General features: G+C 70.3%; 20 protein-coding genes. 11 read left to right on the top strand and 9 right to left on the bottom strand.

Annotation, left to right across the window (positions count from 1 at the left end; all coding sequences use genetic code 11):
- Positions 1–191: 191 nt before the first annotated feature.
- Positions 192–1,193 (top strand): TerC family protein, encoded by a 1,002-nt coding sequence (locus tag AC07DS_RS20435; RefSeq protein WP_479147192.1) that lies wholly within the window; start codon positions 192–194, stop codon positions 1,191–1,193.
- A 157-nt stretch (positions 1,194–1,350) separates the two neighbouring features.
- Positions 1,351–2,451, top strand: a complete 1,101-nt coding sequence (locus AC07DS_RS20430; RefSeq protein ID WP_479147190.1) for a calcium:cation antiporter — start codon at positions 1,351–1,353, stop codon at positions 2,449–2,451.
- A gap of 14 nt (positions 2,452–2,465) precedes the next feature.
- Here the strand turns inward: AC07DS_RS20430 and AC07DS_RS20425 are convergent, their stop codons facing one another.
- Positions 2,466–3,737 (bottom strand): MFS transporter, encoded by a 1,272-nt coding sequence (locus AC07DS_RS20425; protein WP_479147188.1) that lies wholly within the window; start codon positions 3,735–3,737, stop codon positions 2,466–2,468.
- A 208-nt stretch (positions 3,738–3,945) separates the two neighbouring features.
- Between AC07DS_RS20425 and aroQ the strand changes: the two genes are divergently transcribed.
- On the top strand, positions 3,946–4,419 hold the full coding sequence (gene aroQ, locus AC07DS_RS20420; RefSeq protein ID WP_381657986.1) for a type II 3-dehydroquinate dehydratase: 474 nt from the start codon (positions 3,946–3,948) through the stop codon (positions 4,417–4,419).
- A gap of 12 nt (positions 4,420–4,431) precedes the next feature.
- Here the strand turns inward: aroQ and AC07DS_RS20415 are convergent, their stop codons facing one another.
- The 5 genes from AC07DS_RS20415 to AC07DS_RS20395 form a co-directional block, all read right to left on the bottom strand.
- Entirely contained in the window at positions 4,432–5,199 is a 768-nt protein-coding gene (locus AC07DS_RS20415; RefSeq protein ID WP_479147187.1) for an amino acid ABC transporter ATP-binding protein, read from the bottom strand.
- Positions 5,196–6,137 carry an amino acid ABC transporter permease gene (locus AC07DS_RS20410; RefSeq protein WP_479147185.1) on the bottom strand — a complete coding sequence of 314 codons (942 nt, stop codon included), beginning with the start codon at positions 6,135–6,137 and terminating at the stop codon, positions 5,196–5,198. Before AC07DS_RS20410 ends, AC07DS_RS20415 begins: the two co-directional genes overlap by 4 nt.
- Positions 6,134–7,009, bottom strand: coding sequence for an ABC transporter substrate-binding protein (locus AC07DS_RS20405; protein ID WP_479147183.1), 876 nt, complete (start codon positions 7,007–7,009; stop codon positions 6,134–6,136). The genes AC07DS_RS20410 and AC07DS_RS20405 overlap by 4 nt, the downstream gene beginning before the upstream one ends.
- 392 nt (positions 7,010–7,401) lie before the next feature.
- A complete protein-coding gene (locus tag AC07DS_RS20400) occupies positions 7,402–8,058 on the bottom strand; it encodes an MBL fold metallo-hydrolase (protein WP_479147181.1) in 657 nt (218 codons plus the stop codon).
- 46 nt (positions 8,059–8,104) lie between these two features.
- Complete coding sequence (locus AC07DS_RS20395; protein ID WP_479147179.1) at positions 8,105–8,791, bottom strand: maleylpyruvate isomerase family mycothiol-dependent enzyme; 687 nt, start codon at positions 8,789–8,791, stop codon at positions 8,105–8,107.
- Positions 8,792–9,016: 225 nt separating this feature from the next.
- Between AC07DS_RS20395 and uvrA the strand changes: the two genes are divergently transcribed.
- Positions 9,017–12,046: an excinuclease ABC subunit UvrA gene (gene uvrA, locus AC07DS_RS20390; RefSeq protein ID WP_479147177.1), complete on the top strand. Its 3,030-nt coding sequence runs from the start codon at positions 9,017–9,019 to the stop codon at positions 12,044–12,046.
- A 170-nt stretch (positions 12,047–12,216) separates the two neighbouring features.
- Here uvrA and AC07DS_RS20385 read toward each other — a convergent pair whose 3' ends face one another.
- A complete protein-coding gene (locus AC07DS_RS20385) occupies positions 12,217–13,128 on the bottom strand; it encodes a carbohydrate kinase family protein (protein WP_479147175.1) in 912 nt (303 codons plus the stop codon).
- A complete protein-coding gene (locus tag AC07DS_RS20380) occupies positions 13,125–14,261 on the bottom strand; it encodes a LacI family DNA-binding transcriptional regulator (RefSeq protein ID WP_479147173.1) in 1,137 nt (378 codons plus the stop codon). The genes AC07DS_RS20385 and AC07DS_RS20380 overlap by 4 nt, the downstream gene beginning before the upstream one ends.
- Positions 14,262–14,512: 251 nt before the next feature.
- Between AC07DS_RS20380 and AC07DS_RS20375 the strand changes: the two genes are divergently transcribed.
- Complete coding sequence (locus tag AC07DS_RS20375; RefSeq protein WP_479147171.1) at positions 14,513–14,947, top strand: Rieske (2Fe-2S) protein; 435 nt, start codon at positions 14,513–14,515, stop codon at positions 14,945–14,947.
- 93 nt (positions 14,948–15,040) lie between these two features.
- On the opposite strand, the gene AC07DS_RS20370 is transcribed toward AC07DS_RS20375, so the two are convergent.
- Positions 15,041–15,988 carry a hypothetical protein gene (locus AC07DS_RS20370; protein ID WP_479147169.1) on the bottom strand — a complete coding sequence of 316 codons (948 nt, stop codon included), beginning with the start codon at positions 15,986–15,988 and terminating at the stop codon, positions 15,041–15,043.
- A 435-nt stretch (positions 15,989–16,423) separates the two neighbouring features.
- Between AC07DS_RS20370 and uvrC the strand changes: the two genes are divergently transcribed.
- The 6 genes from uvrC to gap all read left to right on the top strand — a co-directional run bounded on the left by uvrC (position 16,424) and on the right by gap (position 26,003).
- Positions 16,424–18,511: an excinuclease ABC subunit UvrC gene (gene uvrC, locus AC07DS_RS20365; RefSeq protein ID WP_479147167.1), complete on the top strand. Its 2,088-nt coding sequence runs from the start codon at positions 16,424–16,426 to the stop codon at positions 18,509–18,511.
- Positions 18,508–19,497, top strand: coding sequence for an RNase adapter RapZ (gene rapZ, locus AC07DS_RS20360; RefSeq protein ID WP_479147165.1), 990 nt, complete (start codon positions 18,508–18,510; stop codon positions 19,495–19,497). Before uvrC ends, rapZ begins: the two co-directional genes overlap by 4 nt.
- Positions 19,494–20,588, top strand: coding sequence for a gluconeogenesis factor YvcK family protein (locus AC07DS_RS20355; RefSeq protein ID WP_479147163.1), 1,095 nt, complete (start codon positions 19,494–19,496; stop codon positions 20,586–20,588). The genes rapZ and AC07DS_RS20355 overlap by 4 nt, the downstream gene beginning before the upstream one ends.
- Positions 20,579–21,568, top strand: a complete 990-nt coding sequence (gene whiA, locus AC07DS_RS20350; RefSeq protein ID WP_145874946.1) for a DNA-binding protein WhiA — start codon at positions 20,579–20,581, stop codon at positions 21,566–21,568. Before AC07DS_RS20355 ends, whiA begins: the two co-directional genes overlap by 10 nt.
- Positions 21,569–21,721: 153 nt before the next feature.
- On the top strand, positions 21,722–24,676 hold the full coding sequence (locus AC07DS_RS20345) for a M14 family metallopeptidase (protein ID WP_479147161.1): 2,955 nt from the start codon (positions 21,722–21,724) through the stop codon (positions 24,674–24,676).
- 319 nt (positions 24,677–24,995) lie between these two features.
- Positions 24,996–26,003 (top strand): type I glyceraldehyde-3-phosphate dehydrogenase, encoded by a 1,008-nt coding sequence (gap, locus tag AC07DS_RS20340; protein ID WP_479147159.1) that lies wholly within the window; start codon positions 24,996–24,998, stop codon positions 26,001–26,003.
- The last annotated feature ends 9 nt before the right edge of the window (positions 26,004–26,012 follow it).

Raw genomic sequence — 26,012 nt, 5'->3', positions numbered from 1 at the left:
TACTAATCACTTTACCTTTCTTTGGTGATTGGGGTACTGTCTTCCCAACGGAGGGGAGTACTCCCTGACTGCGACGCACCCGTCAGTACGGATCGATGTGGATCCCGGGGCGTCGGCCCATCGCGGGTGGAAGAGACCTCCGGCAGCGACAACGCTGAGAGTGTTTGCCGTTACGAAATGCCGGAGGTGCAGTGGAAGTCTCTGTGACCCTGTGGGTCCTGACCATCGCGGGTCTCGCCGCCCTGATCGCGGTCGATTTCTTCATCGGGCGCAAGCCCCATGACGTGTCGATCAAAGAAGCCGGCATCTGGACCGTCGTCTGGATCGCCCTCGCCGGACTCTTCGGCCTCGGTCTACTCGTCTTCGGTGGCGGTCAGCCGGCCGGTGAGTTCTTCGCGGGCTTCATCACCGAGAAGTCGCTGAGCGTCGACAACCTCTTCGTCTTCGTCCTGATCATGGCGAAGTTCGCGGTGCCCTCGCAGTACCAGCAGCGGGTCCTGCTCGTCGGTGTCCTCATAGCCCTGGTCCTCCGGGCCGTCTTCATCGCGGCCGGAGCCGCGATCATCGCCAGCTTCTCCTGGGTCTTCTTCCTCTTCGGTGCCTTCCTGATCTGGACCGCCTGGAAGCTCGTCCAGGAGGCCCGCGCCGACGAGGACGACGAGGAGTACGAGGAGAACAAGCTGCTGAAGGCCGCGGAGCGCCGGTTCGGAGTGGCCGACCGGTACCACGGCACCAAGCTCTGGATCCAGGAGAACGGCAAGCGGGTCATGACCCCGATGCTGGTCGTGATGCTCGCCATCGGCACCACCGACGTGCTGTTCGCGCTGGACTCCATCCCCGCGATCTTCGGCCTGACCCAGGACCCGTACATCGTCTTCACCGCCAACGCCTTCGCCCTGATGGGTCTGCGCCAGCTGTACTTCCTCATCGGCGGCCTGCTCAAGAAGCTGGTCCACCTGTCCTACGGACTGTCGATCATCCTCGGCTTCATCGGCGTCAAGCTGGTGCTGCACGCACTGCACGAGTCCGGCGTCCATGTCCCCGAGATCAGCATCCCGGTCTCGCTCGGCGTGATCTGTGCGGTCCTCGTCGTGACCACCGTCACCAGCCTCATGGCCACCAGGAAACAGGCGGCTGCCGAGGCGGCGCACGGCGAGAGCGAGGGTGCCGCGAAGGACAGCGTCGACGCCTGACGTAAGAGGGCGACGCCGGACCGCACGGGACGCGAGAACCATCGATCGACCCGCGGGGCACCAGCCGGATCGGCGCTGGTGCCCCGCACGGAAAGGATGAGAAGGGATCCGAAAAGAGCGGAATGCGAACCATGCACGTGTCTGTCACGATCGCTTCATGATCGCTAGGCTCAGGTCGCTCACCACCCAGTGGACGCTCCTCGTGCCGGTGCTCGCGGTCGTCCTCCTGATCTTCACCTGGGGCCGTCATCTGCCCGGCGCGGTCGTCGCGCTGGTGACCCTGGTCCTCGCCGGGTCCGTCCTCGCGGCGGTGCACCACGCGGAGGTGATCGCCCACCGCGTCGGTGAACCCTTCGGCTCCCTGGTGCTCGCCATCGCCGTCACCGTCATCGAGGTGGCCCTGATCGTCACCCTCATGGCCGACGGCGGCGACAAGACTTCCACGCTGGCCCGCGACACGGTCTTCGCCGCCGTGATGATCACCTGCAACGGCATCGTCGGGCTCTGCCTCCTCGTCGCCTCCCTGCGCCACGGGACCGCGGTCTTCAACCCCGAGGGCACCGGTGCCGCCCTGGCGACCGTCGCGACGCTGGCCACGCTCAGCCTGGTGCTGCCGACCTTCACCACCAGCAAGCCGGGCCCCGAGTTCTCCACCGTGCAGCTGACGTTCGCGGCGCTGTCCTCACTGATCCTCTACGGCCTGTTCGTCGCCACCCAGACCGTGCGGCACCGCGACTACTTCCTGCCGATCACCCGGCAGGGCGAGGTCATCACCGGCAACGACCATGCCACGCCTCCTTCCGCGCGCGCCGCCCGGACCAGCCTCGGCCTGCTCGGCCTCGCCCTGATCGGCGTGGTGGGCCTGGCCAAGGGCGTGTCGCCCACCATCGAGTCCGGCGTGGAGGCGGCCGGCCTCAATCAGGCGGTCGTCGGCGTGATCATCGCCCTGCTCGTCCTGCTGCCCGAGACGATCGCCGCGCTGCGCTCCGCCCGGCGCGACCGTGTGCAGACCAGCCTCAACCTCGCGCTCGGCTCGGCCATGGCCAGCATCGGTCTGACCATCCCGGCCGTCGCCCTCGCCTCCATCTGGCTGTCCGGGCCGCTCGTCCTCGGTCTTGGACCGACGCACATGCTGCTGCTCGCGCTGACCGTGATCGTCAGTTCCCTGACGGTCGTGCCGGGCCGGGCCACCCCCCTGCAGGGCGGCGTGCACCTGGTGGTGTTCGCGGCCTACCTGGAGCTGGCGATCAACCCGTAGCGCGGCCGTCCCCGTCAGCCTGTGACCGGCTCCACCGCCGGCACGGGCGCGGGCCGTGTCTCCGGCAGCAGCGCGAAGCAGGCCAGGCTCAGCAGGGCGATGCCCGTCAGATACACGCCTACGCCCCATGGAACGCGCCCGCCGTGCTCCGCCAGGGCCGTGGCCACGATCGGGGTGAGGGCGCCGCCCAGGACCCCGCCGAGGTTGTAGCCGACGGCGGCCCCCGTGCAGCGCACCCGCGCCTCGAACAGCTCCGGCAGATACGCGGCGATCACCGAGAACATGATGACGAAGGCGATCAGCGCGCCCAGGATGCCGAGGAACATCAGCAGCGGCTCGCCCGTCGCCAGCAGGGCGACCATCGGCAGCATCCACAGGGCGCATGCCGTGCACCCCACCAGGCACATCGGCCGGCGTCCGTAGCGGTCGCCCAGCAGTGCCATGAGGGGCGTGAGCGCGCCCTTCACCACCACGGCGGCCATGACGCACGTCAGCATGACAGTGCGGCTCACCCCGAGCCGTTCGGTCGCGTACGCCAGAGACCACGTCGTCACCGCGTAGAACACGGCGTACCCGACGGCCAGCGCCCCGGCCGTCAGCAGCACCAGCCGTCCGTGGTGCCGTACGACCTCCACGAGCGGCACGCGCGCGTGGTCGTCGATCTCCAGGAACCCGGGAGTCTCGGTGAGCGACGAGCGCAGCCACAGCCCGGCCAGGGCCAGCACACCGGCCGCCCAGAACGGAACCCGCCAGCCCCACTGCGCGAACTGCGCGTCGGACAGCGCCGCCGACAGCGCGAGCATCACCCCGTTGGCGAGCACGAAGCCGAACGCGGGCCCCACCTGCGGGAAGCTCGACCACAGGGCGCGCCGTCCCGCGGGCGCGTGCTCGGCGGTCAGCAGTACCGCCCCGCCCCATTCACCGCCGAGCCCGAGCCCCTGGAGGAAGCGCAGGACGAGCAGCAGCACGGGGGCGGCCGTGCCGATGGACCCGTACGTAGGCACGCACCCGACGGCGACCGTCGAAGCGCCCGTCAGCAGCAGGGAGATGACCAGCACCGGCCGCCGTCCGCGCCGGTCGCCGAGGTGCCCGAACAGCACCGAGCCCAGCGGCCGGGCCACGAACCCCACCCCGAACGTCACGAACGCCGCCAGGGTCCCCGCCACCGGCGAGAACGTCGGAAAGAACAGGGGCCCCAGGACCAGGGCCGCCGCGGTCCCGTAGACGAAGAAGTCGTAGAACTCGATCGCGGTCCCGGCGAGCGAGGCGGCCGCGAGCCGTGGCATGGAAGGGGCCCTTACGGCCTGTACATCGTGCACATCGCGTCAACTACCCACCGTGATCAAGGGTTACGGGGGCGCGTGGAGGTGATCAACAAGCCGCGGCGCGCGCCGAGGCGGCCGGAGCGGGCGCACCTCGCCCGCGCCACGCGCCGTGATAGACCGGGTTCGAGCGAGCGGTCATAGAAGCCGCCCCGAACGGACCGGAGGACCCGTGCCCCGCACCCTGGCCAACGCCCCGATCATGATCCTCAACGGGCCCAACCTGAACCTCCTCGGCCAGCGCCAGCCCGAGATCTACGGCAAGGACACGCTCGCCGACGTCGAGGCGATGTGCGCGAAGGCGGCGGCGGCACACGGCGGCACGGTGGACTTCCGGCAGTCCAACCACGAGGGCGAGCTGGTCGACTGGATCCACGAGGCGCGGCTCACCCACTGCGGGATCGTCATCAACCCCGGCGCCTACTCGCACACCTCGGTCGCGATCCTGGACGCACTCAACACCTGCGACGGCATGCCCGTGCTGGAGGTGCACATCTCCAACATCCACCAGCGCGAGTCGTTCCGGCACCACTCGTACGTCTCGCTGCGCGCCGACGGCGTGATCGCAGGCTGCGGCGTGCAGGGCTACGTGTTCGGCGTGGAGCGGGTCGCCGCCCTGGTGGGGGCGGCGCAGGCCGACGCGTAGCCTCCACCGGCCCTACAGGCGGCCGGACTCCACGATCCGCCGCAGGAAGCGCCGGGTGCGCTCCTGCTGCGGATCGCCGAACACCTGCTCGGCGGTGCCGCGCTCCAGCACGACCCCTCCGTCCAGAAAGCAAACCTGGTCGGCGACGTCCCGGGCGAAGCCCATCTCGTGCGTCGCCAGCACCATGGTCATGCCCTCGTCCTTCAGACCACGGACCACTTCCAGGACCTCACCGACGAGTTCGGGGTCCAGCGCGGCGGTGATCTCGTCGAGCAGCAGCAGCCGGGGCCGTGCGGCGAGGGCCCGTACGATCGCCACACGCTGCTGCTGGCCGCCGCTCAGCCGATCCGGGTAGTCGGCCGCCTTTTCGCCCAGTCCGAGGCGCTCGAGCAGCTCCCTGGCCCGCTCCTCGGCCTCCGCGCGAGAGACGCCGTGCACCCGGCGCGGGGCGAGCGTGATGTTGTCCAGCACGGTCATGTGCGGGAAGAGGTTGTACGCCTGGAAGACCACGCCGATACGGCGGCGTACCGCGTCCTGGTCGACGCGCGGGTCGGTGATCTCCTCGCCGTCCAGCCAGATCGCGCCGTCGTCGATCTCCTCCAGGAGGTTGGCGCAGCGCAGCAGCGTGGACTTGCCCGAGCCGGAGGCGCCGATCAGCGCGGTCACCGTGTGCGGGGCGACCTCCAGATCGACGTCCCGCAGCACGACGGAACCCCCGAAGGTCTTGCGGACGGACTCCATCCGCAGCACCGGCGAGCCGTCCTCGCGTGCCGTACTCATATCGATCCTCCCTGGGCCCGCTGCCGGTCCATCCTGGCCGTCACCCAGTCCGTGAAACGCGTCATCGGGATGGTCAGCGCGACGAAGACCAGGCCCGCGACGATGTACGGCGTGTAGTTGAGGCTCCGGCCCACGATGATGTCGGCGGCCCGAACCGCGTCCACCGCGCCGCCGATCGACACCAGGCCGGTGTCCTTCTGCAGCGACACCAGGTCGTTGAGCAGCGGCGGCACCTGACGGCGCACCGCCTGCGGCAGCACGACGTAGCGCAGGGCCTGCCGGTTGGTGAGGCCCAGCGAGCGGGCCGCGGCGCGCTGCGAGGGGTGGACGGACTCGATGCCGGCCCGGAACACCTCGGCCACGTACGCCGAGTACGTCAGCGTCAGCGCCGTACCGCCGAGCAGCACCGGATCCACCGTCACGCCCTGCAGTCGCAGCGCGGGCACGCCCAGCACCACGATCATCAGGTTGATGATGAGCGGCAGACCGCGGAAGAAGTCCGTGTAAGCCGCAGCCAGCACGCGCAGCGGGAAGAACACCGGGCCGCGCAGGGTGCGGGCCACGGCGATGAGCATGCCGAGGACCAGTACGGCGGCACCGCACACGATCAGGAGGCGGACGTTCAGCCACAGGCCCTCGATGACCTTGGGGAACGCCTCACGCGCGTACTGTGCGCTGAAGAACGTCTCCTTGGTGCGCGGCCAGCCGGGCGCGTTGACGACGACCAGGTAGAGCACGGCGGCCGTGACCAGGGTGGAGAGCGCCGCGACGGCCGTGGCGCGGCGGGCCCGCACCCGCTTGTGGCGCTCGCGCTCCAGCCGCCGTCCGGAGGGCACGTAGCCGTCACCGGCGCCGGGAACCGCGTCCCCGGCGCCGCCGGTCATGTCACCCTTGTCGTCCGCCCCCTCCGCCGCGGACTCGTCCTTGGCGACCGTCACTTGAGCACCGGAGCGTCGACGGCGTCGGAGAGCCACTGCTTCTCGATCCGCGCCAGCGTGCCGTCCTTGCGCAGCGCGTCGACGGCGCCGGTCACGCACGAGGTCAGCGCGCTGCCCTTGTCGAGCACGAGCCCGAACTGCTCGGGTGTGCCGCCCTGGTTCTCGAACTGGCCGACGATCTTCGCGTTCGTCACCTCGGCAGCGGTGATGTAGAACGCGGTCGGCAGGTCCGTGACGACCGCGTCGACCTGACCGTTCTTCAGCGCGGACTTGGCCTGGTCGTTCTTCGCGTACACGGCGGGCTCCTGCTTCGGCTTCACCACGTCGGTGATGTAGTCGAGGCTCGTGGTGCCCACCTGGGCGCCCAGCTTGAGGTTCTTCAGATCCGCGATGCTCGTCGCCTTGGCGGCCTTGCTGCCCTTGAGCGCGATGACGGCCTGGCGCACGTCGTAGTAACCGGAGGAGAAGTCCACGGCCTTCTTGCGCTCCGTGCTGATCGACACCTGGTTGATGTCGAAGTCGAAGGTCTTCACGCCGGGTGCGAACGCCTTGTTGAAGGGCACGCTCTGCCAGACCACGGCGCTCTTGCCGTAGCCCAACTGCTGTGCCACGGCGTAGGCCACCGCTGACTCGAAACCCTTGCCGTTCGCGGGCTTGTCGTCCTTGAACCATGGCTCGTACGCGGGCTCGTCCGTCGCGATCGTCAGCTTTCCGGACGTCTTGGTGGCCAACTTGCCCTTGGCGCAGCTCTTCCCGGCGGACCCGGACGACGCCTTGACCTCGGGCTGCGGAGCACAGCCGACAGCGGTGGCGAGCAGGGCTATGGTGGCGGCGGCTACCGCGCGGCGCAGTGCGCGAGGGGCAAGGTGCATGGCGGGAGATTGGCAGCGAACCCCATGTTTGTCCAGGTCACGGCGTTCATTGTCCGCATAGTGGGAACGGGTGTTGCGTTCGTGTGAACGGTGCCACCCGAGGTGGCCCTGGCCTGGGCCGCCGGCCGAGGGCGGGGTTGGAAGACCGGCGGCCCATCCGCGCAGGAGCCGTCATCCTGTGCGGGGCTGCCACCAGTTGACTGCGTGACACGGCGCGAAGGGAGCGCGCATGCGCGCCCGGCGTGTGCGAACAGTTCACACGGGGCGCGCGCCCGGCGCGCAGTCGGCGACTTCCCGGGCTACGCCCGCTTCACCATGCACCCGCACCCACACCCGCACGACCGCACCCGGACATGAACCAGGCGCCCTCAGCTGTCGGGCGCCCCGGCGATTCACCACCCGCGCGCGTGCCACTCCGGCAGATGCGGCCGTTCCGCCCCCAGCGTGGTGTCGTTGCCGTGCCCCGGGTACACCCAGGTCTCGTCCGGCAGCACATCGAAGATCTTGGTCTCCACGTCGCGGATCAGACTCGCGAACGCCTCAGGGTTCTTGCGCGTGTTACCGACACCGCCCGGGAAGAGGCAGTCACCGGTGAAGACGTGCGGGTGGCCGTGCGGGTCGTCGTAGACCAGCGCGATGGAGCCCGGAGTGTGCCCCACGAGGTGGCGTGCGGTGAGTTCCACGCGCCCCACCGTGATGACGTCACCGTCGTCGACCAGGACGTCTGTGGGCACCGGGATGCCCGTGGCGTCCTCCCGGCCGGCGTACGTACGGGCACCCGTGGCGGCGGCGACCTCGGCGAGTGCCTGCCAGTGGTCGCCGTGCTGATGCGTGGTGACCACGGACGCGATGCCGTCGTCGCCGATCATGGCGAGCAGGGTCTGTGCCTCGTTGGCGGCGTCGATCAGCAGTTGTTCGTCGGTGGCCCGGCAGCGCAGCAGATAGGCGTTGTTGTCCATCGGGCCGACCGCGATCTTCGTGATCATCAGGTCTTTCAGCTCGTGCACGTCCGCCGGGCCGCCGACCTTGACCTCTCCGCTGTACGTCATGGTGATCAGCCTATAGCGGGGGAGTGTCCGGCGGGCCGTCCTCGCGCTACAGCGGAGGCAGCTTCGGGAGCGCCCCGCCCACCGCCTCCAGTGCGGCGCCCTCGCGGCGTCCGGCGAGCCAGCCCAGCAGGTCCGCCGGAGACCCGGTGACCGTGATCTCGGGCTCGGCGGCCTCGCGTCCCGTGCTCCACGCGCGCGTGCCGTCCGTGACGCGGGTCGCCGGGACGTCGGGGTGCCCGGAGAACCGCTGTGCCAGGAACTCGATCTCCCGCTCGGTGAACTCCGCCGGCAGGTCCTCAAGCTCGTACCCGGTCCCGAGGTCCACATGGTGCAGGTCGACCTCGGCCCAGCGCCGGAACGGCACCCGGGACGCGGAGTCGGTGACCCCGTTGCGCAGCTCCACCGTGCGCGTCCAGTCCGCCGGCGCGGCCCCCGTCCCCTGGAACCGGGCCCCGCTCTCGCGCACGTCGGCGAGCTGGACGTCCAGGAGGCGCGGGGCGTCCCGCTCGATGTCGGTGTCACGGGCCTCGGCGCTCGCGTACATGGGACGGCCCTCGAGGACGTTCACGAGCGCGTCCGCGTTGCGGGCGAGGTGGGCGAGGACGTGTCCGCGGGTCCAGCCGGGCAGGCGTGACGGCTCGGCGAGAGACGCGTTGTCCAGCTTGGCGACAGCGGTGAGGAGCCGCTCGGTCGCTTCGTGTACACAGGCCAGGTCATGAGCGTGATCAATCATGGGCCTGACCTTAGCCCCGCCACACCTTTGGGTGAAGGTGGTGAACCTCCACCGAAAATCGAAAGCACGTGCTATATCGTCGGGGGTGGCGTCGGGCATGCTGGATGACCGGGGGTTGTTATGCAACCGGGAAATCCGACCGGCGTTGTCAGTGGCTCCCCCTAGTCTCGAAGAAGCACGGGGGCCCCGCCCCTGTCACTTCTCTCAAGAAAGGTGCGGACCGGCGTGGCCGACCGTCTTATCGTCCGTGGCGCGCGCGAGCACAACCTGAAGAATGTCTCGCTCGACCTGCCGCGTGACTCGCTCATCGTCTTCACGGGCCTGTCGGGGTCGGGCAAGTCCTCGCTGGCCTTCGACACAATCTTCGCCGAGGGCCAGCGTCGCTACGTGGAGTCGCTCTCCTCGTACGCCCGCCAGTTCCTCGGCCAGATGGACAAGCCGGACGTCGACTTCATCGAGGGTCTGTCCCCGGCGGTCTCCATCGACCAGAAGTCGACCTCGCGCAACCCGCGCTCGACGGTCGGCACCATCACCGAGGTCTACGACTACCTGCGTCTGCTCTTCGCGCGCATCGGCAAGCCGCACTGTCCCGAGTGCGGCCGCCCGATCTCGCGCCAGTCGCCGCAGGCCATCGTCGACAAGGTCCTGGAGCTGCCGGAGGGGAGCCGCTTCCAGGTGCTCTCGCCGCTGGTGCGCGAGCGCAAGGGCGAGTTCGTCGACCTCTTCGCCGACCTGCAGACCAAGGGCTACTCACGCGCGCGTGTGGACGGCGAGACCATCCAGCTGTCCGACCCGCCGACCCTGAAGAAGCAGGAGAAGCACACCATCGAGGTGGTCATCGACCGCCTCACGGTGAAGGACTCCGCCAAGCGCCGCCTCACCGACTCCGTCGAGACCGCCCTCGGCCTGTCCGGCGGCATGGTCGTGCTCGACTTCGTGGACCTCCCCGAGGACGACCCCGAGCGCGAGCGCATGTACTCGGAACACCTGTACTGCGCGTACGACGACCTGTCCTTCGAAGAGCTGGAGCCCCGCTCCTTCTCCTTCAACTCGCCGTTCGGCGCCTGCCCCGAGTGCACGGGCATCGGCACGCGCATGGAGGTCGACCCGGAGCTGATCGTCCCGGACGAGGACAAGTCCCTGGACGAGGGCGCCATCCACCCCTGGTCGCACGGACACACCAAGGACTATTTCGGCCGCCTGATCGGCGCCCTCGCGGACGCGCTCGGCTTCCGTACCGACATCCCCTTCGCCGGCCTGCCGCAGCGGGCGAAGAAGGCCCTGCTCTACGGCCACAAGACCCAGATCGAGGTCCGGTACCGCAACCGGTACGGCCGCGAGCGCGTGTACACCACGCCCTTCGAGGGCGCGGTGCCCTTCGTGAAGCGCCGGCACAGCGAGGCCGAGAGCGACGCCAGCCGCGAGCGCTTCGAGGGCTACATGCGCGAGGTGCCCTGCCCCTCCTGCGAGGGCACACGCCTGAAGCCGATCGTCCTCGCCGTCACGATCATGGAGAAGTCGATCGCCGAGGTCTCCGCGATGTCGATCAGCGACTGCGCGGACTTCCTGGGCCGGCTGACGCTGAGCGCCCGGGACAAGAAGATCGCCGAGCGCGTCCTGAAGGAGGTCAACGAGCGGCTGCGCTTCCTGGTCGACGTCGGCCTCGACTACCTCTCCCTCAACCGTGCGGCCGGCACCCTCTCCGGCGGCGAGGCCCAGCGCATCCGCCTGGCCACCCAGATCGGCTCCGGCCTCGTCGGTGTCCTGTACGTCCTGGACGAGCCGTCCATCGGCCTGCACCAGCGTGACAACCACCGGCTGATCGAGACCCTGGTCCGGCTGCGCGACATGGGCAACACGCTCATTGTCGTCGAGCACGACGAGGACACGATCAAGGTCGCCGACTGGATCGTCGACATCGGTCCGGGCGCCGGTGAGCACGGCGGCAAGGTCGTGCACAGCGGCTCCCTGAAGGAACTGCTCGCCAACACCGAGTCGCAGACCGGCCAGTACCTCTCGGGCCGCAAGTCCATCCCGCTGCCGGACGTACGGCGCCCGCAGGACCCGACCCGCCGGCTGACCGTGCACGGCGCCCGGGAGAACAACCTGCAGGACATCGACGTGTCCTTCCCGCTCGGCGTGTTCACGGCCGTCACGGGTGTGTCGGGGTCCGGCAAGTCGACGCTGGTCAACGACATCCTCTACACGCACCTGGCCCGCGAGCTGAACGGCGCGCGCAGCGTCCCCGGACGGCACACGCGCGTGGACGGCGACGACCTGGTCGACAAGGTCGTGCACGTCGACCAGTCGCCCATCGGCCGCACCCCGCGGTCCAACCCGGCGACGTACACCGGCGTCTTCGACCACATCCGCAAGCTGTTCGCGGAGACCACCGAGGCGAAGGTCCGCGGCTATCTGCCCGGGCGGTTCTCCTTCAACGTCAAGGGTGGCCGCTGCGAGAACTGCGCGGGCGACGGCACCATCAAGATCGAGATGAACTTCCTCCCGGACGTCTACGTCCCGTGCGAGGTCTGCCACGGCGCCCGGTACAACCGGGAGACCCTGGAGGTCCACTACAAGGGCAAGTCCATCGCCGACGTGCTGAACATGCCGATCGAGGAGGCGACCGAGTTCTTCGAGGCGGTCCCGGCCATCTCCCGGCACCTGCGGACGCTGAAGGACGTCGGCCTCGGGTACGTGCGGCTCGGTCAGTCCGCGACCACCCTGTCCGGCGGTGAGGCGCAGCGTGTGAAGCTCGCCAGCGAGCTGCAGAAGCGCTCCACCGGACGCACGGTCTACGTCCTGGACGAGCCGACCACCGGTCTGCACTTCGAGGACATCAGCAAGCTGCTGACGGTCCTCGCCGGCCTGGTGGACAAGGGCAACACGGTCATCGTCATCGAGCACAACCTCGACGTGATCAAGACCGCCGACTGGATTGTCGACATGGGTCCGGAAGGCGGGGCCGGAGGTGGCCTCGTGGTCGCCGAGGGCACGCCCGAGGAGGTTGCCGGAGTTCCGGCCAGCCACACCGGCAAGTTTCTGCGCGAGGTCCTCGGCGCCGACCGCATCAGCGACGCGGCACCGGTGAAGGCACCGCGCGGCGCTGCGGCAAAGAAGACGGCCGCGGCCAGGTCGACGGCGAAGAAGACGGTGACGGCCAAGGCCAACAACACGGCGGCCAAGAAGGCCGCCGCGGCCACGAAGAAGACGACACCGGCCAAGAAGACGACGACGCGGGCCCGCAAGGCCTGAGGCCGGTTCGGGGCATGCCCTGACATGTCATCAAAAAAGCGGCGCCCCGCGGGAACTCCTCGCGGGGCGCCGCTCGTTCCATCATCAGCCACCCCGGCTCCGCGGTTCGGCCGTCCCCCGAACCGCGAATCCGGCCGAACCTTGATACGAGCACAGTGGAAAGAGACCGCTCACAACTCACCCAGCTCGGCCGCGTACGGCGGCTCCGCACCCGCGCGTGAGCAGGTGATCGCCGCCGCGCGTGCCGCGAACCGCAGCAGTCGCCGCCAGCCGTCCCGTCCCAGGGCGGCGATTCCCTCCGGTGACAGCGCCTCCTGAGCGGACAGGCCGTGCAGCAGGGCCGCGTTCACCGTGTCACCGGCGCCGATGGTGTCCACGACCTCGACCTTCTCGCCCGGTACGGAGTACTCCGCGCCGTCCCGGGTGTGGACGGTCAGACCGTCGCCGCCCCGGGTCACCACGACGGCCGCCGGTCCCGCGGCCAGCCACTCGCGCGGGGTGCCGCCCAGCCACTCCGCGTCCTCTGCGGACAGCTTCAGCAGCGTCACCGAGGGCAGCCAGCTCTTGAAACGGGCCCGGTAGGCGTCCGCGTCCGGGATGAGACCCGCCCGGATGTTGGGGTCGAGGGCGGTGAACAGGCCCTGTGCGGCCGCCGTCCGCATCAGCTCCTCGTACGCGCTCGCCCCCGGTTCCAGGACGAGCGAGCATGTACCGAAGGACACCGCGCGCGTGCCGGCGGGGAGACCGGCGGGGGAGCTGAAGAGACGGTCGGCGGTGCCGTCGACATAGAAGGAATAGGCGGCCGAGCCGCCGCCATCGATCGTGGCGACCGCGAGCGTGGTCGGCTCGGGACCGCGCTGCACGCCGGACACATCCACCCCGGCCCGGCGCAGCCCGTCCAGCAGGGCCTCGCCGAAGGCGTCCTGCGAGGTGCGGGAGCAGAACGCCGTCGGCGAGCCGAGGCGGCCGAGGGCCACGGCGGTGTTGTACGGGCCGCCGCCGAGCGCCGGCTTCAGGTCCGCCAGGGCACCCGGGCCGTGCGGTACCAGGTCGATCAGTGCCTCACCGGCGACGACGATCACGAGGCGGTTCCCTTCTCGGACAGCGCGGACTGCGCGGACGGTGCGGAATGTGCGGAGAACACGGACGGTTCGGTCTTCCCGTCGCCCCCGGCCGGCCTTGCGCCTGTTGCGCCTGCGGCCCCGTCCAGGACCTCCGGGCACCCGCAGGAGGTGCGGTGGACGAGGGTGCAGGGCAGCCGGACGGTCCGGGCCGGCCGGCCGGGGTCTTCCAGCCGGTCCAGGAGCACCCGGACGGCCTCGGCGCCGATCTCCCTGCTGGGCTGGGCGACGGCGGTGAGCCGGGGCGAGAACAGGTCGGCCCAGGCGAAGTCGTCGAAGCAGCACAGGGCGATGTCGTCCGGGACGGTCAGGCCCTCCCGGCGCAGGGCCCGCAGTGCGCCGATGGTCATGGCGTTGTTGGCGGTGACCAGCGCCGTGGGCGGGACCGGCAGGGAGAGCAGGGCGGCAGTGGCCCGCTCGGCACCCGCCGACTCGGAGTTGCCGGACACCACGAGGTTCTCGTCGTGGGCCAGTCCGGCGGCGGCGAGGCCCTGCCGGTAGCCGGTGATCCGCTCACCGGTGGTGCTGAGCCCGGGCAGGCCCGCGACCAGGCCGATCCGGCGATGGCCGAGCCCGGCGAGATGGGTGACGAGGCGGGCCGTCGGGCTCTCGTTCTCGGCGCAGACCTGATCGAAACGGCCCTGCTCGGGGAGTACCCGGTCCAGGAACACCGTCGGAACCTTGTGGCGGCCGAGGTAGGTAACGAGGTCGTGCGGATGTGCGGAGAGGGCGACGATCATGCCGTCCACCCGGCGTTCGTGAAGAAGCTGGACGACCTTCCGTTCGTGCGCGGGGTCGTCGTGCGGGTCGGCGATGAGCAGGCTGTAGCCCGCCTCCAGCGCGGCGGCCTCGACGCCCTGCAGGATCTCCGTGAAGTACGGGTTGCTGATCGCCGACACCGCGAGGCCGATGGAGCGGGTGCGGGAGGTCACCAGGGAGCGGGCGAGGGTGTTGGGCGTGTAGCCGAGGGCGTCGACGGCGTCCAGTACGGCCTGGCGGGTGTGGGGCAGCACCGGACGCGTGCCGTTGAGTACGTGGGAGACGGTCGCCACGGAGACTCCGGCACTCCGGGCGACGTCAGCCATGGTGGCCATCGCGTTTTCCTCTCCCTGAGCCGCTGAGCCGCTGAGCCGCTGAGCCGCTGAGCCGCTGAGCCGCTGAGCCGCTGAGCCGCGGGACTGTCGAACGCCGGGAAGGTATCCCATCCACCGCCTCCGCGTAAACGCTTACGCAAACGTTTACGCGTCCGGATTCACTCCCCCCTCTGCTCACCACCCCCACCCCGGAGCCGCTCGTTCCGTCCGGGTATGGTCGGCCTGCGCACCCCCTGACCAGTGGAGACCTGATGTCCGCCCGATCGGCCCGCCCGTCCACGAGTCGTCGTACCGTCCTTCGAGGAGCCGCCGTGGCTCCGGTGGCAGGGCTCGGGCTGGCCGCCTGCTCGGCGCCGGGTGGCGCCACCGCCGACGCGACGCCGACCGCGCCGGTCGACCTCGGTGCCGAGAGCGAGGTCGCCGAGGGCGGCGCGAAGCTCTACCGGGAGCACAACGTGGTGGTCAGCCGGGACGGGAGCGGGGCCCTCAAGGCGTACAGCACCATCTGCACACACGCGGGGTGCCCCATCAACAAGCTGCAGGGGACGACCCTGACCTGCCCCTGCCACGGCAGCCAGTTCGACGCCGTGACGGGCAAGGTGGTCCAGACGCCGGCCACCGAGCCGTTGAACGAGCTGCCGGTGAAGGCGTCGAAGGGCAGGATCATCGCCGGTCCGGGCGCCTGACCGGCCCACCCCGCCGAGAGGCGCCCGGGTACCTGCACTCGGCGCCCGCCACACCGGCGCCCGCCACACCGGCTCCGGGCGTCCGGCCTCGCGTCACTCCCAGTCCCAGGCGATGCCGACCAGGCCCGGACGTATCCGGGGTTCGACCACATGGACGCTGTGGTGCGGCCCGCTGACCGTCAGCTCGTGGCGGCCGCTGCGCGGGGCCGCGGGAGAGTGCTGGGTGAAGCGGTGACAGCGGGCCGGCAGCGCTGCCCGGTCGAAGCGCACCTGGAGCGCGTACTGTCCGCCCGGGAAGCCGAACCCGTGGACGTACTCGCGCGAGACCCCCGCCGTGCCGTCCTCGATGCCGTACCGGAAGAGAAAGGTGTCGCCCGCGCGCAGCCGGGTGCCGAAGAGGAGTTCGGCCACCAGCACGCCGGTGTCCTGGTCCAGGCGGACGCGCCCGGTCCGGCAGTTCTCCAGGGCGTGCACCGCCATGGCGCGGGGGCTGCAGCCGGGGTCGCCGTGGTGGACGGCGAGGAAGCGGTCGACTCCGTCGCGGTGGGCCCGCACGATGTGGTGGGATTCGAGACCGGCCAGTTCGCGGCGGGGGCCGATCCGGACCCGCTCGTGGTGGCCGAGGGTGTGCAGGCCCCCGTCGAGGGACCAGCCCAGGTCGCCCTGGAGCCGGCTCAGGGCGTCGGACGCCTCGAGCAGGGAGCGGTAGGAGCGGGCCGACGTGCGGCGGCCGGAGACGGGCTCGCCGGACTCGGTGAGCAGCCGGATCAGGGACTCGTCCGGCAGTTGGAGGATCTCCTCCAGGGCCCGGACGGCGCGCAGCGACTCGGGGCGCTGCGGACGGCGGGCGCCCTGCTGCCAGTAACTCAGGCTGGTGACACCGACCTTGACCCCGTGGCGCGACAGATGGTGCTGCACGCGCTGGAGCGGCAGTCCGCGGGCGGCGATCGCGGCGCGCAGCGCCACGTGGAAGGGGCCGCCCCGCAGGGCCGTGTCCAGTTCCGCGGTGGGGACGTCCGCGTGCTCGGTGGCGTGCCGCATGCACAGGGGCCTTTCTATGAGGTGTCGCGACGGCTGGTCAGACCGCTGGCGCAGGTGTGCGGGGCCACCCCCGTGGGCGTCGGGAGACGCCCCTGTACGCGCACACCGCATCCGTAGGCCGGTGTGCACGGCCCCGAGTTCCCCCGCATTGAAGCGTGTTGACCAGACCCCGACAACACCTCCGACCCGGTCACGGCGTACTCCTGGCCGAGCCGCGACCCCCACATGTGCGGGCCGGGGCCGCCACGGGCCGCAGGAGTGCAGCCCGGGTGCCCTGCCGGGCAGGTTCTCGGGGGCCGACACGGCCGGAAATGCAGCCCTCGGGGGCAGTGTGGCGAGGGACCGCGCCGATCGGGCCTGACCGGGGGATCCGCGCCGGTGGGCGTTGTCCACAGGCGCGACGCGGTGTCGGTGCTCGCCAGTAGGGTGTGAGACATGGCCGACCCCTCCAGCTACCGCCCCAGGCCGGGTGAGATCCCGGACTCCCCGGGGGTGTACAGGTTCCGTGACGAGCACCGCCGGGTGATCTACGTCGGAAAGGCGAAGAGCCTGCGTCAGCGCCTGGCGAACTACTTCCAGGACCTGGCGAACCTGCACCCGCGCACCCGGACGATGGTGACCACCGCCGCGTCCGTGGAGTGGACCGTGGTGTCCACGGAGGTCGAGGCGCTGCAGCTGGAGTACTCCTGGATCAAGGAGTACGACCCCCGGTTCAACGTCAAGTACCGCGACGACAAGAGCTACCCGTACCTCGCGGTGACGATGAACGAGGAGTTCCCGCGCGTCCAGGTGATGCGCGGTCACAAGAAGAAGGGCGTCAGGTACTTCGGCCCGTACGGCCACGCCTGGGCCATCCGGGACACCGTCGATCTGCTGCTGCGGGTCTTCCCGGTGCGCACCTGCTCGGCCGGCGTCTTCAAGAACGCCTCCCGCACCGGCCGCCCCTGCCTGCTCGGCTACATCGGCAAGTGCTCCGCCCCCTGCGTCGGCCGGATCGCCCCCGAGGACCACCGGGATCTGGCCGATGACTTCTGCGACTTCATGGCGGGCCGCACCGGCACCTACCTCCGCCGTCTGGAGACGCAGATGATGGAGGCGGCCGAGGAGATGGAGTACGAGCGGGCCGCCCGCCTGCGCGACGACATCGGGGCCCTGAAGAAGGCCATGGAGAAGAGCGCGGTCGTGCTCGCCGACGCGACCGACGCTGACCTCATCGCCGTCGCCGAGGACGAGCTGGAGGCGGCCGTCCAGATCTTCCACGTGCGCGGCGGCCGGGTGCGCGGCCAGCGCGGCTGGGTGACCGACAAGGTCGAGGAGGTCACCACGGGTGCCCTTGTCGAGCACGCTCTGCAGCAGCTGTACGGCGAGGAGACCGGGGACGCCGTCCCCAAGGAGGTCCTGGTCCCGGCCCTGCCCGAGCCGGTCGAGCCGGTCCAGGAGTGGCTGACCGGCCGCCGCGGGTCGAACGTCTCGTTGCGGATCCCGCAGCGCGGCGACAAAAAGGCGCTCATGGAGACCGTGGAGCGCAACGCCCAGCAGGCCCTCGCCCTGCACAAGACCAAGCGCGCCTCCGACCTGACGACGCGCTCCCGTGCGCTGGAGGAGATCGCCGACGCCCTCGACCTGGACAGCGCCCCCCTGCGGATCGAGTGCTACGACATCTCCCACCTGCAGGGGGACGACGTGGTCGCCTCCATGGTCGTGTTCGAGGACGGCCTGCAGCGCAAGAGCGAGTACCGCCGCTTCCAGATCAAGGGCTTCGCCGGTCAGGACGACGTCCGCTCCATGCACGAGGTGATCAGCCGCCGCTTCAGGCGCTATCTCGCCGAGAAGGAGAAGACGGGGGAGTGGACCGACGGCGAGGAAGCGCTCACCGACGGCGAGCCGGTCCTCGGCGACGGCGATCCCCTCACGAGCTCCCTCAAGGACGACGACGGCCGCCCCAGGAAGTTCGCCTACCCGCCGCAGCTCGTCGTGGTCGACGGCGGGCAGCCGCAGGTCGCGGCGGCCCGCCGGGCGCTGGACGAGCTGGGCATCGACGACATCGCCGTGTGCGGCCTCGCCAAGCGCCTGGAGGAGGTCTGGGTGCCCGGCGACGACGACCCGGTGGTCCTGCCCCGCTCCAGTGAGGGCCTCTATCTGCTCCAGCGAGTCCGCGACGAGGCGCACCGCTTCGCGATCACCTACCAGCGCACCAAGCGTGCCAAGCGCTTCCGCGCCGGCCCCCTGGACGACGTGCCCGGCCTCGGCGAGACCCGCAAACAGGCGCTCATCAAGCATTTCGGTTCGGTGAAGAAGCTGCGGTCCGCCACAATCGAGGAGATCCAGGAGGTGCCCGGGATAGGCCGGAAGACGGCCGAGACCATCGCAGTGGCCCTCGCTCAGGCGGCTCCGGCCGCACCCGCCGTGAACACGGCGACCGGAGAGATCATTGATGACGAGGAACCCGATACGACGGCGGGTTCCTCGGGGGAGCCCGTGTCCGCGGGTCTCCCGGACGAACGACGGGGGCAGGAGAGATGACCGAGCACGACGCACAGCCCGCAGCGGACCGAGATCAGGCGGCCGCGGGGGAGCCGCAGCAGGCGGCTGAGGAAAACGGAGCACAGGTGAGTACGGATGCCACGCCGGCCGGGGCGCCCGAAGCGGCCATCCCCGAGCTGGTGATCATCTCCGGCATGTCCGGAGCGGGCCGGTCGACGGCCGCGAAGTGTCTGGAGGACCTCGGCTGGTTCGTCGTGGACAACCTCCCGCCCGCCCTGATCCCCACCATGGTGGAGCTGGGTGCCCGCTCGCAGGGCAACGTGGCGCGGATCGCGGTCGTCGTCGACGTCCGCGGGCGGAGGTTCTTCGACAACCTGCGCGAATCCCTCGCCGACCTCGACAGCAGGGGCGTCACGCGCCGGATCGTCTTCCTGGAGTCCTCGGACGACGCCCTGGTGCGCCGTTTCGAGTCGGTGCGCCGCCCGCACCCCCTCCAGGGCGACGGCCGCATCGTCGACGGCATCGCCGCCGAGCGTGAGCTGCTGCGCGAGCTGCGCGGCGACGCGGACCTGGTGATCGACACCTCCAGCCTCAACGTGCACGAGCTGCGCGCCAAGATGGATGCCCAGTTCGCGGGCGAGGAGGAGCCCGAGCTGCGGGCGACCGTGATGTCCTTCGGCTTCAAGTACGGCCTGCCGGTCGACGCCGACCTGGTCGCGGACATGCGGTTCCTGCCCAACCCGCACTGGGTCCCGGAGCTGCGCCCGTACACCGGCCTCAACGAGGAGGTCGCCGCCTACGTCTTCAACCAGCCCGGCGCCAAGGAGTTCCTCGACCGCTACGCCGAGCTGCTGCGGCTCATCGCGGCCGGGTACCGGCGCGAGGGCAAGCGGTATGTGACCATCGCCATCGGCTGCACCGGCGGCAAGCACCGCTCGGTCGCGATGTCGGAGAAGCTCGCCGCACGTCTCGCGGCCGAGGGTGTGGAGACGGTGCTCGTACACCGGGACATGGGACGGGAATGACGGAACGTACATCGCGGCTGAGCAGGCTGCGCCGGGTGGTGCCGGAGGGCCGTTCGAGCCGTGCCGCGACGGACGCGCGGGCGGCTCGCCCCGTCGAGGTCCGCGGCGGCCGGGTCCGCCGGCGCGGCGCCCAGCCCAAGGTCGTCGCCCTGGGCGGCGGCATGGGCCTGTCCGCCTCGCTCGCCGCGCTGCGCCGGATCACCGGCGATCTCACCGCCGTCGTCACGGTGGCCGACGACGGTGGCTCCAGCGGGCGCCTGCGCGACGAGCTGGGGGTGCTTCCCCCGGGCGATCTGCGCAAGGCCCTGGCCGCGCTGTGCGGCGACGACGACTGGGGCCAGACCTGGGCCCGGGTCATCCAGCACCGGTTCCAGTCCCAGGGCGAGATGCACGGCCACGCGGTCGGCAACCTGCTGATCGTGGCCCTGTGGGAGCAGCTCGGCGACCACGTCCAGGCCCTGGACCTGGTCGGCAAGCTGCTCGGCGCGCACGGCCGCGTGCTGCCCATGTCCGCCGTGCCGCTGGAGCTGCAGGCCCTGGTCAAGGGGCACGACCCGGAGCGCCCGGACGAGGTCGACACCGTGCGCGGGCAGGCGACCGTCGCCCTCACCCCCGGTGAGGTGCAGTCCGTGCACCTCGTGCCGCACGACCCGCCCGCCGTCCCCGAGGCCGTCGCGGCGGTCCTGGACGCGGACTGGGTGGTGCTCGGCCCCGGCTCCTGGTTCTCCTCGGTGATCCCGCACCTGCTCGTCCCGGACCTGCTGGACGCCCTCACCGAGACCAAGGCGCGCAAGGTCCTGTCCCTGAACCTCGCCCCGCAGCCCGGAGAAACCGAGGGCTTCTCCCCGCAGCGTCATTTGGAGGTTTTGGGGCGACACGCCCCTAAACTCGCCCTGGACGTGGTGCTGGCCGACGAGGCCGCGGTGCCCGACCGCGACTCGCTCACCGAGGCTGCCAAGCGGCTGGGAGCCGCGGTCGAGCTGGCGCCGGTGGCCCGGACCGACGGCAGCCCCCGGCACGACCCGGAGCTGCTGGCCGCCGCGTACGACCGTATTTTTCGGATGCATGGAAGGATCGGCCCATGGCGATGACGGCAGCGGTGAAGGACGAGATCTCCCGGCTCCCCGTCACCCGGACCTGCTGCAGGAAGGCGGAGGTCTCCGCCATTCTGCGGTTCGCCGGCGGCCTCCACCTGGTGAGCGGGCGCATCGTGATCGAGGCGGAGCTGGACACGGCGATGGCGGCCCGCCGGCTCAAGCGGGACATCCTGGAGATCTTCGGCCACAGTTCGGAACTGATCGTGATGGCGCCCGGCGGCCTGCGCCGCGGCTCGCGCTACGTGGTGCGCGTGGTCGCGGGCGGCGACCAGCTGGCCCGCCAGACCGGCCTGGTCGACGGCCGGGGCCGCCCGATCCGCGGCCTGCCCCCGCAGGTGGTCTCCGGGGCCACCTGTGACGCGGAGGCGGCCTGGCGCGGGGCCTTCCTGGCGCACGGCTCGCTGACCGAGCCCGGTCGCTCCTCGTCCCTCGAGGTGACCTGCCCGGGCCCGGAGGCCGCGCTCGCGCTGGTGGGCGCCGCCCGTCGGCTGTCCATCGCGGCGAAGGCCCGCGAGGTGCGCGGCGTGGACCGGGTCGTCGTACGCGACGGTGACGCGATCGGTGCCCTGCTGACCCGGCTCGGCGCGCACGAGTCCGTGCTGGCCTGGGAGGAGCGCCGGATGCGGCGCGAGGTGCGGGCCACCGCCAACCGGCTCGCCAACTTCGACGACGCCAACCTGCGCCGCTCGGCCCGTGCCGCCGTGGCCGCGGGTGCCCGCGTCCAGCGCGCTCTGGAGATCCTCGGTGACGAGGTGCCCGATCATCTCGCGGCCGCCGGGCGGCTGCGCATGGAGCACAAGCAGGCCTCCCTGGAGGAGCTGGGCGCTCTCGCCGACCCGCCGCTGACCAAGGACGCGGTCGCCGGCCGGATCCGCCGTCTGCTGGCGATGGCCGACAAGCGCGCCGCCGATCTGGGCATCCCGAGCACGGAGGCCAACCTCAGCGAGGAGCTGGCGGACAACCTGGCGGGCTGACCCGAAACACCGTCAACTCGCCGGTGCCGACGTCCATTCGGGTGGTCGGCACCGGCGTTTTCGTGTCCATGAGGCACCCTTGACTCGATCATGAAGTGACATGAGCCTGGCAACCTGTTCCGCCGCTGTGGCGGACCACCGGTAGGGGGGTTCATGAGACCCAGAGCGAGATCGATCCTCGCTGTCGGCGCGCTCCTGATCGGGGGAGCGAGCCTTGCACCCATCGCCCAGGCGCATAGCGCAGGACCGGGCCCGTCCGACCCCGACGCGGTCAAGGTCTTCCGGGCAGACGTCACCCAGAAACAGATTCCCCTGCTCCTCGAGGCCGGGCAGGACGGCCAGGAACTCGGCGAGCAGGTGGCCGGGCACGGGAAGACCACCGTCGAGGTCTACCTCACCGACAAGCAGGCGAGGAAGCTGGAGAAGCAGGGCGTCCGGCTCACCGAGCACGCCCTCTCGGCCAGGGCCGAGGCACGCGTCGAGGGCGCCGCCCAGGGCGTGTTCCGGCCCTACGGCGGAAGCGGAGGCCTGGAACAGGAGATCGTCCGGACCGCACAGGCCCACCCCGGCCTCACCAAGGTCGAGTCCATCGGCAAGACCATCAACGGCCAGGACGTCCTCGCGCTCAAACTGACCAGGAACGCGAAGAAGTCGAAGGACGGCTCCAAACCGGCCGTGCTGTACATGTCCAACCAGCACGCGCGCGAGTGGATCACGCCGGAGATGACCCGGCGTCTGATGCACTACTACCTGGACAACTACGGGACGGACCGGCGCGTCAAGAAGATCGTCGACTCCACCGAGCTGTGGTTCGTCCTGTCGGCCAACCCCGACGGCTACGACTACACGTTCAAGGACTCCTCGACCCGCCTGTGGCGCAAGAACCTGCGGGACGTCAACGGCGACGGCGTCATCAGCACGGGTGACGGCGTCGACCTCAACCGCAACTTCCCCTACAAGTGGGGCTACGACGACGAGGGTTCGTCCCCGAACCCCACCAGCCAGACCTACCGCGGCGCGAGCCCCGAGTCCGAGCCGGAGACCAAGGCCCTCGACGCCTTCGAGAAGCGCATCGGATTCACCTACGGCATCAACTACCACTCCGCCGCCGAACTCCTCCTCTACGGCGTCGGCTGGCAGGTCGCCACCCCCACCCCGGACGACGTGCTCTACAAGGCGCTCGCCGGCACGCCCGACAAGCCGGCGATCCCCGGCTACCGCTCGCAGGTCTCCTCGGAGCTGTACACCACCAACGGCGAAGCGGACGGCCACGCCTCGAACGTCAACGGCATGGCGATGTTCACCCCCGAGATGTCGACCTGTCAGACCGCGTCGGACATCGACCCGAACGACGCCTGGAAGCCGGACGACTGTCAGTCGGTCTTCAACTTCCCCGACGACGAGAAGCTGATCCGGCAGGAGTTCGAGAAGAACGTCCCGTTCGCGCTCTCGGTCGCCGAGACCGCCGCGCACCCGGACCGGCCGGTCTCCTCGGTCGGCCTGAGCGCCGCCGACTTCACCCCGGCCGCGTTCTCCACGTCGTACGCGCGGGGCGCGGACCAGGAGGTCTCGGTCGTCGTCCGCAAGGCCGTGCGCGACAAGGAACTCAAGTACCGCGTCAACGGCGGCCGTACGTGGGACCGGACGCTCAGGCACTGGAAGGGCGGCGAGACCTACGGCGGCGAGGACGACCTCTACTTCGACGAGTACCGGGCCAAGGTCCAGCACGGCGAACCGGGCGACAAGGTCGAGGTGTGGTTCACCGGTGAGACCAGGAACGGCAGGAAGGTCTCCAGCTCCCACTTCACCTACACCGTCGCCGAGCGGCCCAGGGCCGACACCCTCGTCGTCGCCGAGGAGGGCGCGGCCGCCGCACAGGCGCAGACGTACGTGGACGCGCTGAAGGCGGCCGGGCACAAGGCGATCGTCTGGGACGTCGCCACCCAGGGCGCGCCCGACGCGCTCGGCGTGCTGGGGCACTTCAGGACCGTCGTGCACTACTCGGGCGCGAACGGCCCGGGCAACGCCACCCAGCTCCAGCTGCGCGCCTACCTCAACGAGGGCGGCCGGCTGATCGAGGCTGGCGAGCAGGCCGGCGGCAGCGTCGACCTCGGCGGCGGCACCCTCTCGGACGACTTCAGCCAGTACTACCTGGGCGCCTACAGCCGTACGTCGACCAAGGGGGCCACCGCCTTCACCGGCTCCGGCGGCCTCGACGGCTACACCGGCGCCCTCGGTGACGCGCCCGGCAACCCGCTCGATGGGGCCGGTACCTACGGCGTCACCTCGGACGAGCTGCCCGCCGCCGCGTACCCGCAGTTCAAGAGCGCGGGGGCGGGCCGGTTCGCCGGGACCGTCAGCCCGTACGGCCCGTACTCCGGGTCCTACATGGCAGCGGCCCTGCACACCGACGACGCCTACAAGCGCCTCACCCGCACCATCGACCTCACCGGGGTCACCGCCGCCGACCAGCCGGCCCTGCGCGCCCGCCTGTTGTGGGACACCGAGCCCGGCTACGACCACGCGGTCGTCGAGGCCCACACCGTGGGCGCCGACGACTGGACGACACTCCCGGAGGCCGGCGGCGCCACGAAGACGGCCGTACCGGCCGAGTGCGGGGCCGGGTTCCTGATCGGGGAGCACCCCTGGCTCAGGCACTACCTCACGCTCGCGAACAACGCCTGCACCGCGACCGGCACCACCGGTTCGTGGCACAGCCTCACCGGCAGCTCCGGCGGCTGGCAGCAGGTGAGCTTCGATCTGAGCGCGTACGCCGGCAAGTCCGTCGAGATCTCGGTCGGCTACGTCACCGACCCGGGCAGCGGCGGGCACGGCGTCCTCGTCGACGACGCCTCGCTCGTGGTGGGCGGCACGGCGAAGGAGACCGAGGGCTTCGAGTCGTCCCTGGGCGCCTGGAAGGCGGCCGGACCGCCCGCGGGCAGCCCGGCGGTCCTGAAGGACTGGACGCGCACCGGAACGCTCTTCCAGACGTACGGAGCGGTCACCACCGCGGACACCGTTCTGCTCGGCTTCGGACTGGAACAGGTGCCGTCGGCGGCCGACCGGGCGGCCCTGCTGAGGAAGGCCTTCGGCTCGCTCGACAGATGAGACAGCCGTATTCAACATGTGAGCGGGACCCCCACTCAACGGTGCGCGAAAGTGGCACTCATCAGGTGAGCCGACCCGCTCACGAACGAGTGAAAAGAGCGTCAACAGGCGGCGGCATTACGTAACAAAGAGCGGCAAAACAACCGCCGATCCGAGGTGGTCCGTACCCTACTGGCCGGTACGGACCGCCTGCCCTTTTATGCGGCATCTCGATGTCACCGCGGGGCCCCCAGAGGGGTAGGGTCGGGGGTGGTCGGGGACATCCCAAATACAGCTCGCCGGCACCGCATGGCCGGCGTACCAACGAGGAGATCGGTTCGTGACGATCCGCGTAGGCATCAACGGCTTCGGCCGTATCGGGCGCAACTACTTCCGTGCACTGCTGGAGCAGGGTGCCGACATCGAGATTGTGGCTGTCAACGACCTGGGTGACACCGCGACCACCGCTCACCTGCTGAAGTACGACACCATCCTGGGTCGTCTGAAGCAGGAGGTGTCCCACACCGCCGACACCATCACCGTCGACGGTCACACCATCAAGGTGCTCTCCGAGCGCAACCCGGCCGACATCCCCTGGGGCGAGCTGGGCGTCGACATCGTCATCGAGTCGACCGGCATCTTCACCAAGAAGGAAGACGCCGCGAAGCACATCGCCGGCGGCGCCAAGAAGGTCCTCATCTCGGCTCCGGCCTCCGGCGAGGACATCACCATCGTGATGGGCGTCAACCAGGACAAGTACGACGCGGCCAGCCACCACGTCATCTCCAACGCCTCCTGCACCACCAACTGTGTGGCGCCGATGGCGAAGGTCCTCGACGAGAACTTCGGCATCGTCAAGGGTCTGATGACCACGGTGCACGCGTACACGAACGACCAGCGCATCCTGGACTTCCCGCACAAGGACCTGCGCCGCGCCCGTGCCGCCGCCGAGAACATCATCCCGACCACCACCGGTGCCGCCAAGGCCACCGCCCTGGTCCTCCCGCAGCTCAAGGGCAAGCTGGACGGCATCGCCATGCGCGTCCCGGTCCCCACCGGCTCGGTCACCGACCTCGTCCTGGAGCTCGGCCGCGAGGTCACCAAGGAAGAGATCAACGCCGCCTTCCAGAAGGCCGCCGAGGGCGAGCTCAAGGGCATCCTGGACTACACCGAGGACCCGATCGTCTCCTCCGACATCGTCAACGCCCCGGCGTCCTGCACCTTCGACTCCTCCCTGACCATGGTCCAGGAGGGCAAGAACGTGAAGGTCATCGGTTGGTACGACAACGAGTGGGGCTACTCCAACCGCCTCGTGGACCTGACGGTCTTCGTCGGCAACCAGCTCTGATCGGCCGCA

It is taken from the genome of Streptomyces sp. NPDC044064 (assembly GCF_056434245.1).
Note: the sequence above shows the minus strand (reverse complement) of the source record. Positions and strands in the feature narration are given on the sequence as shown.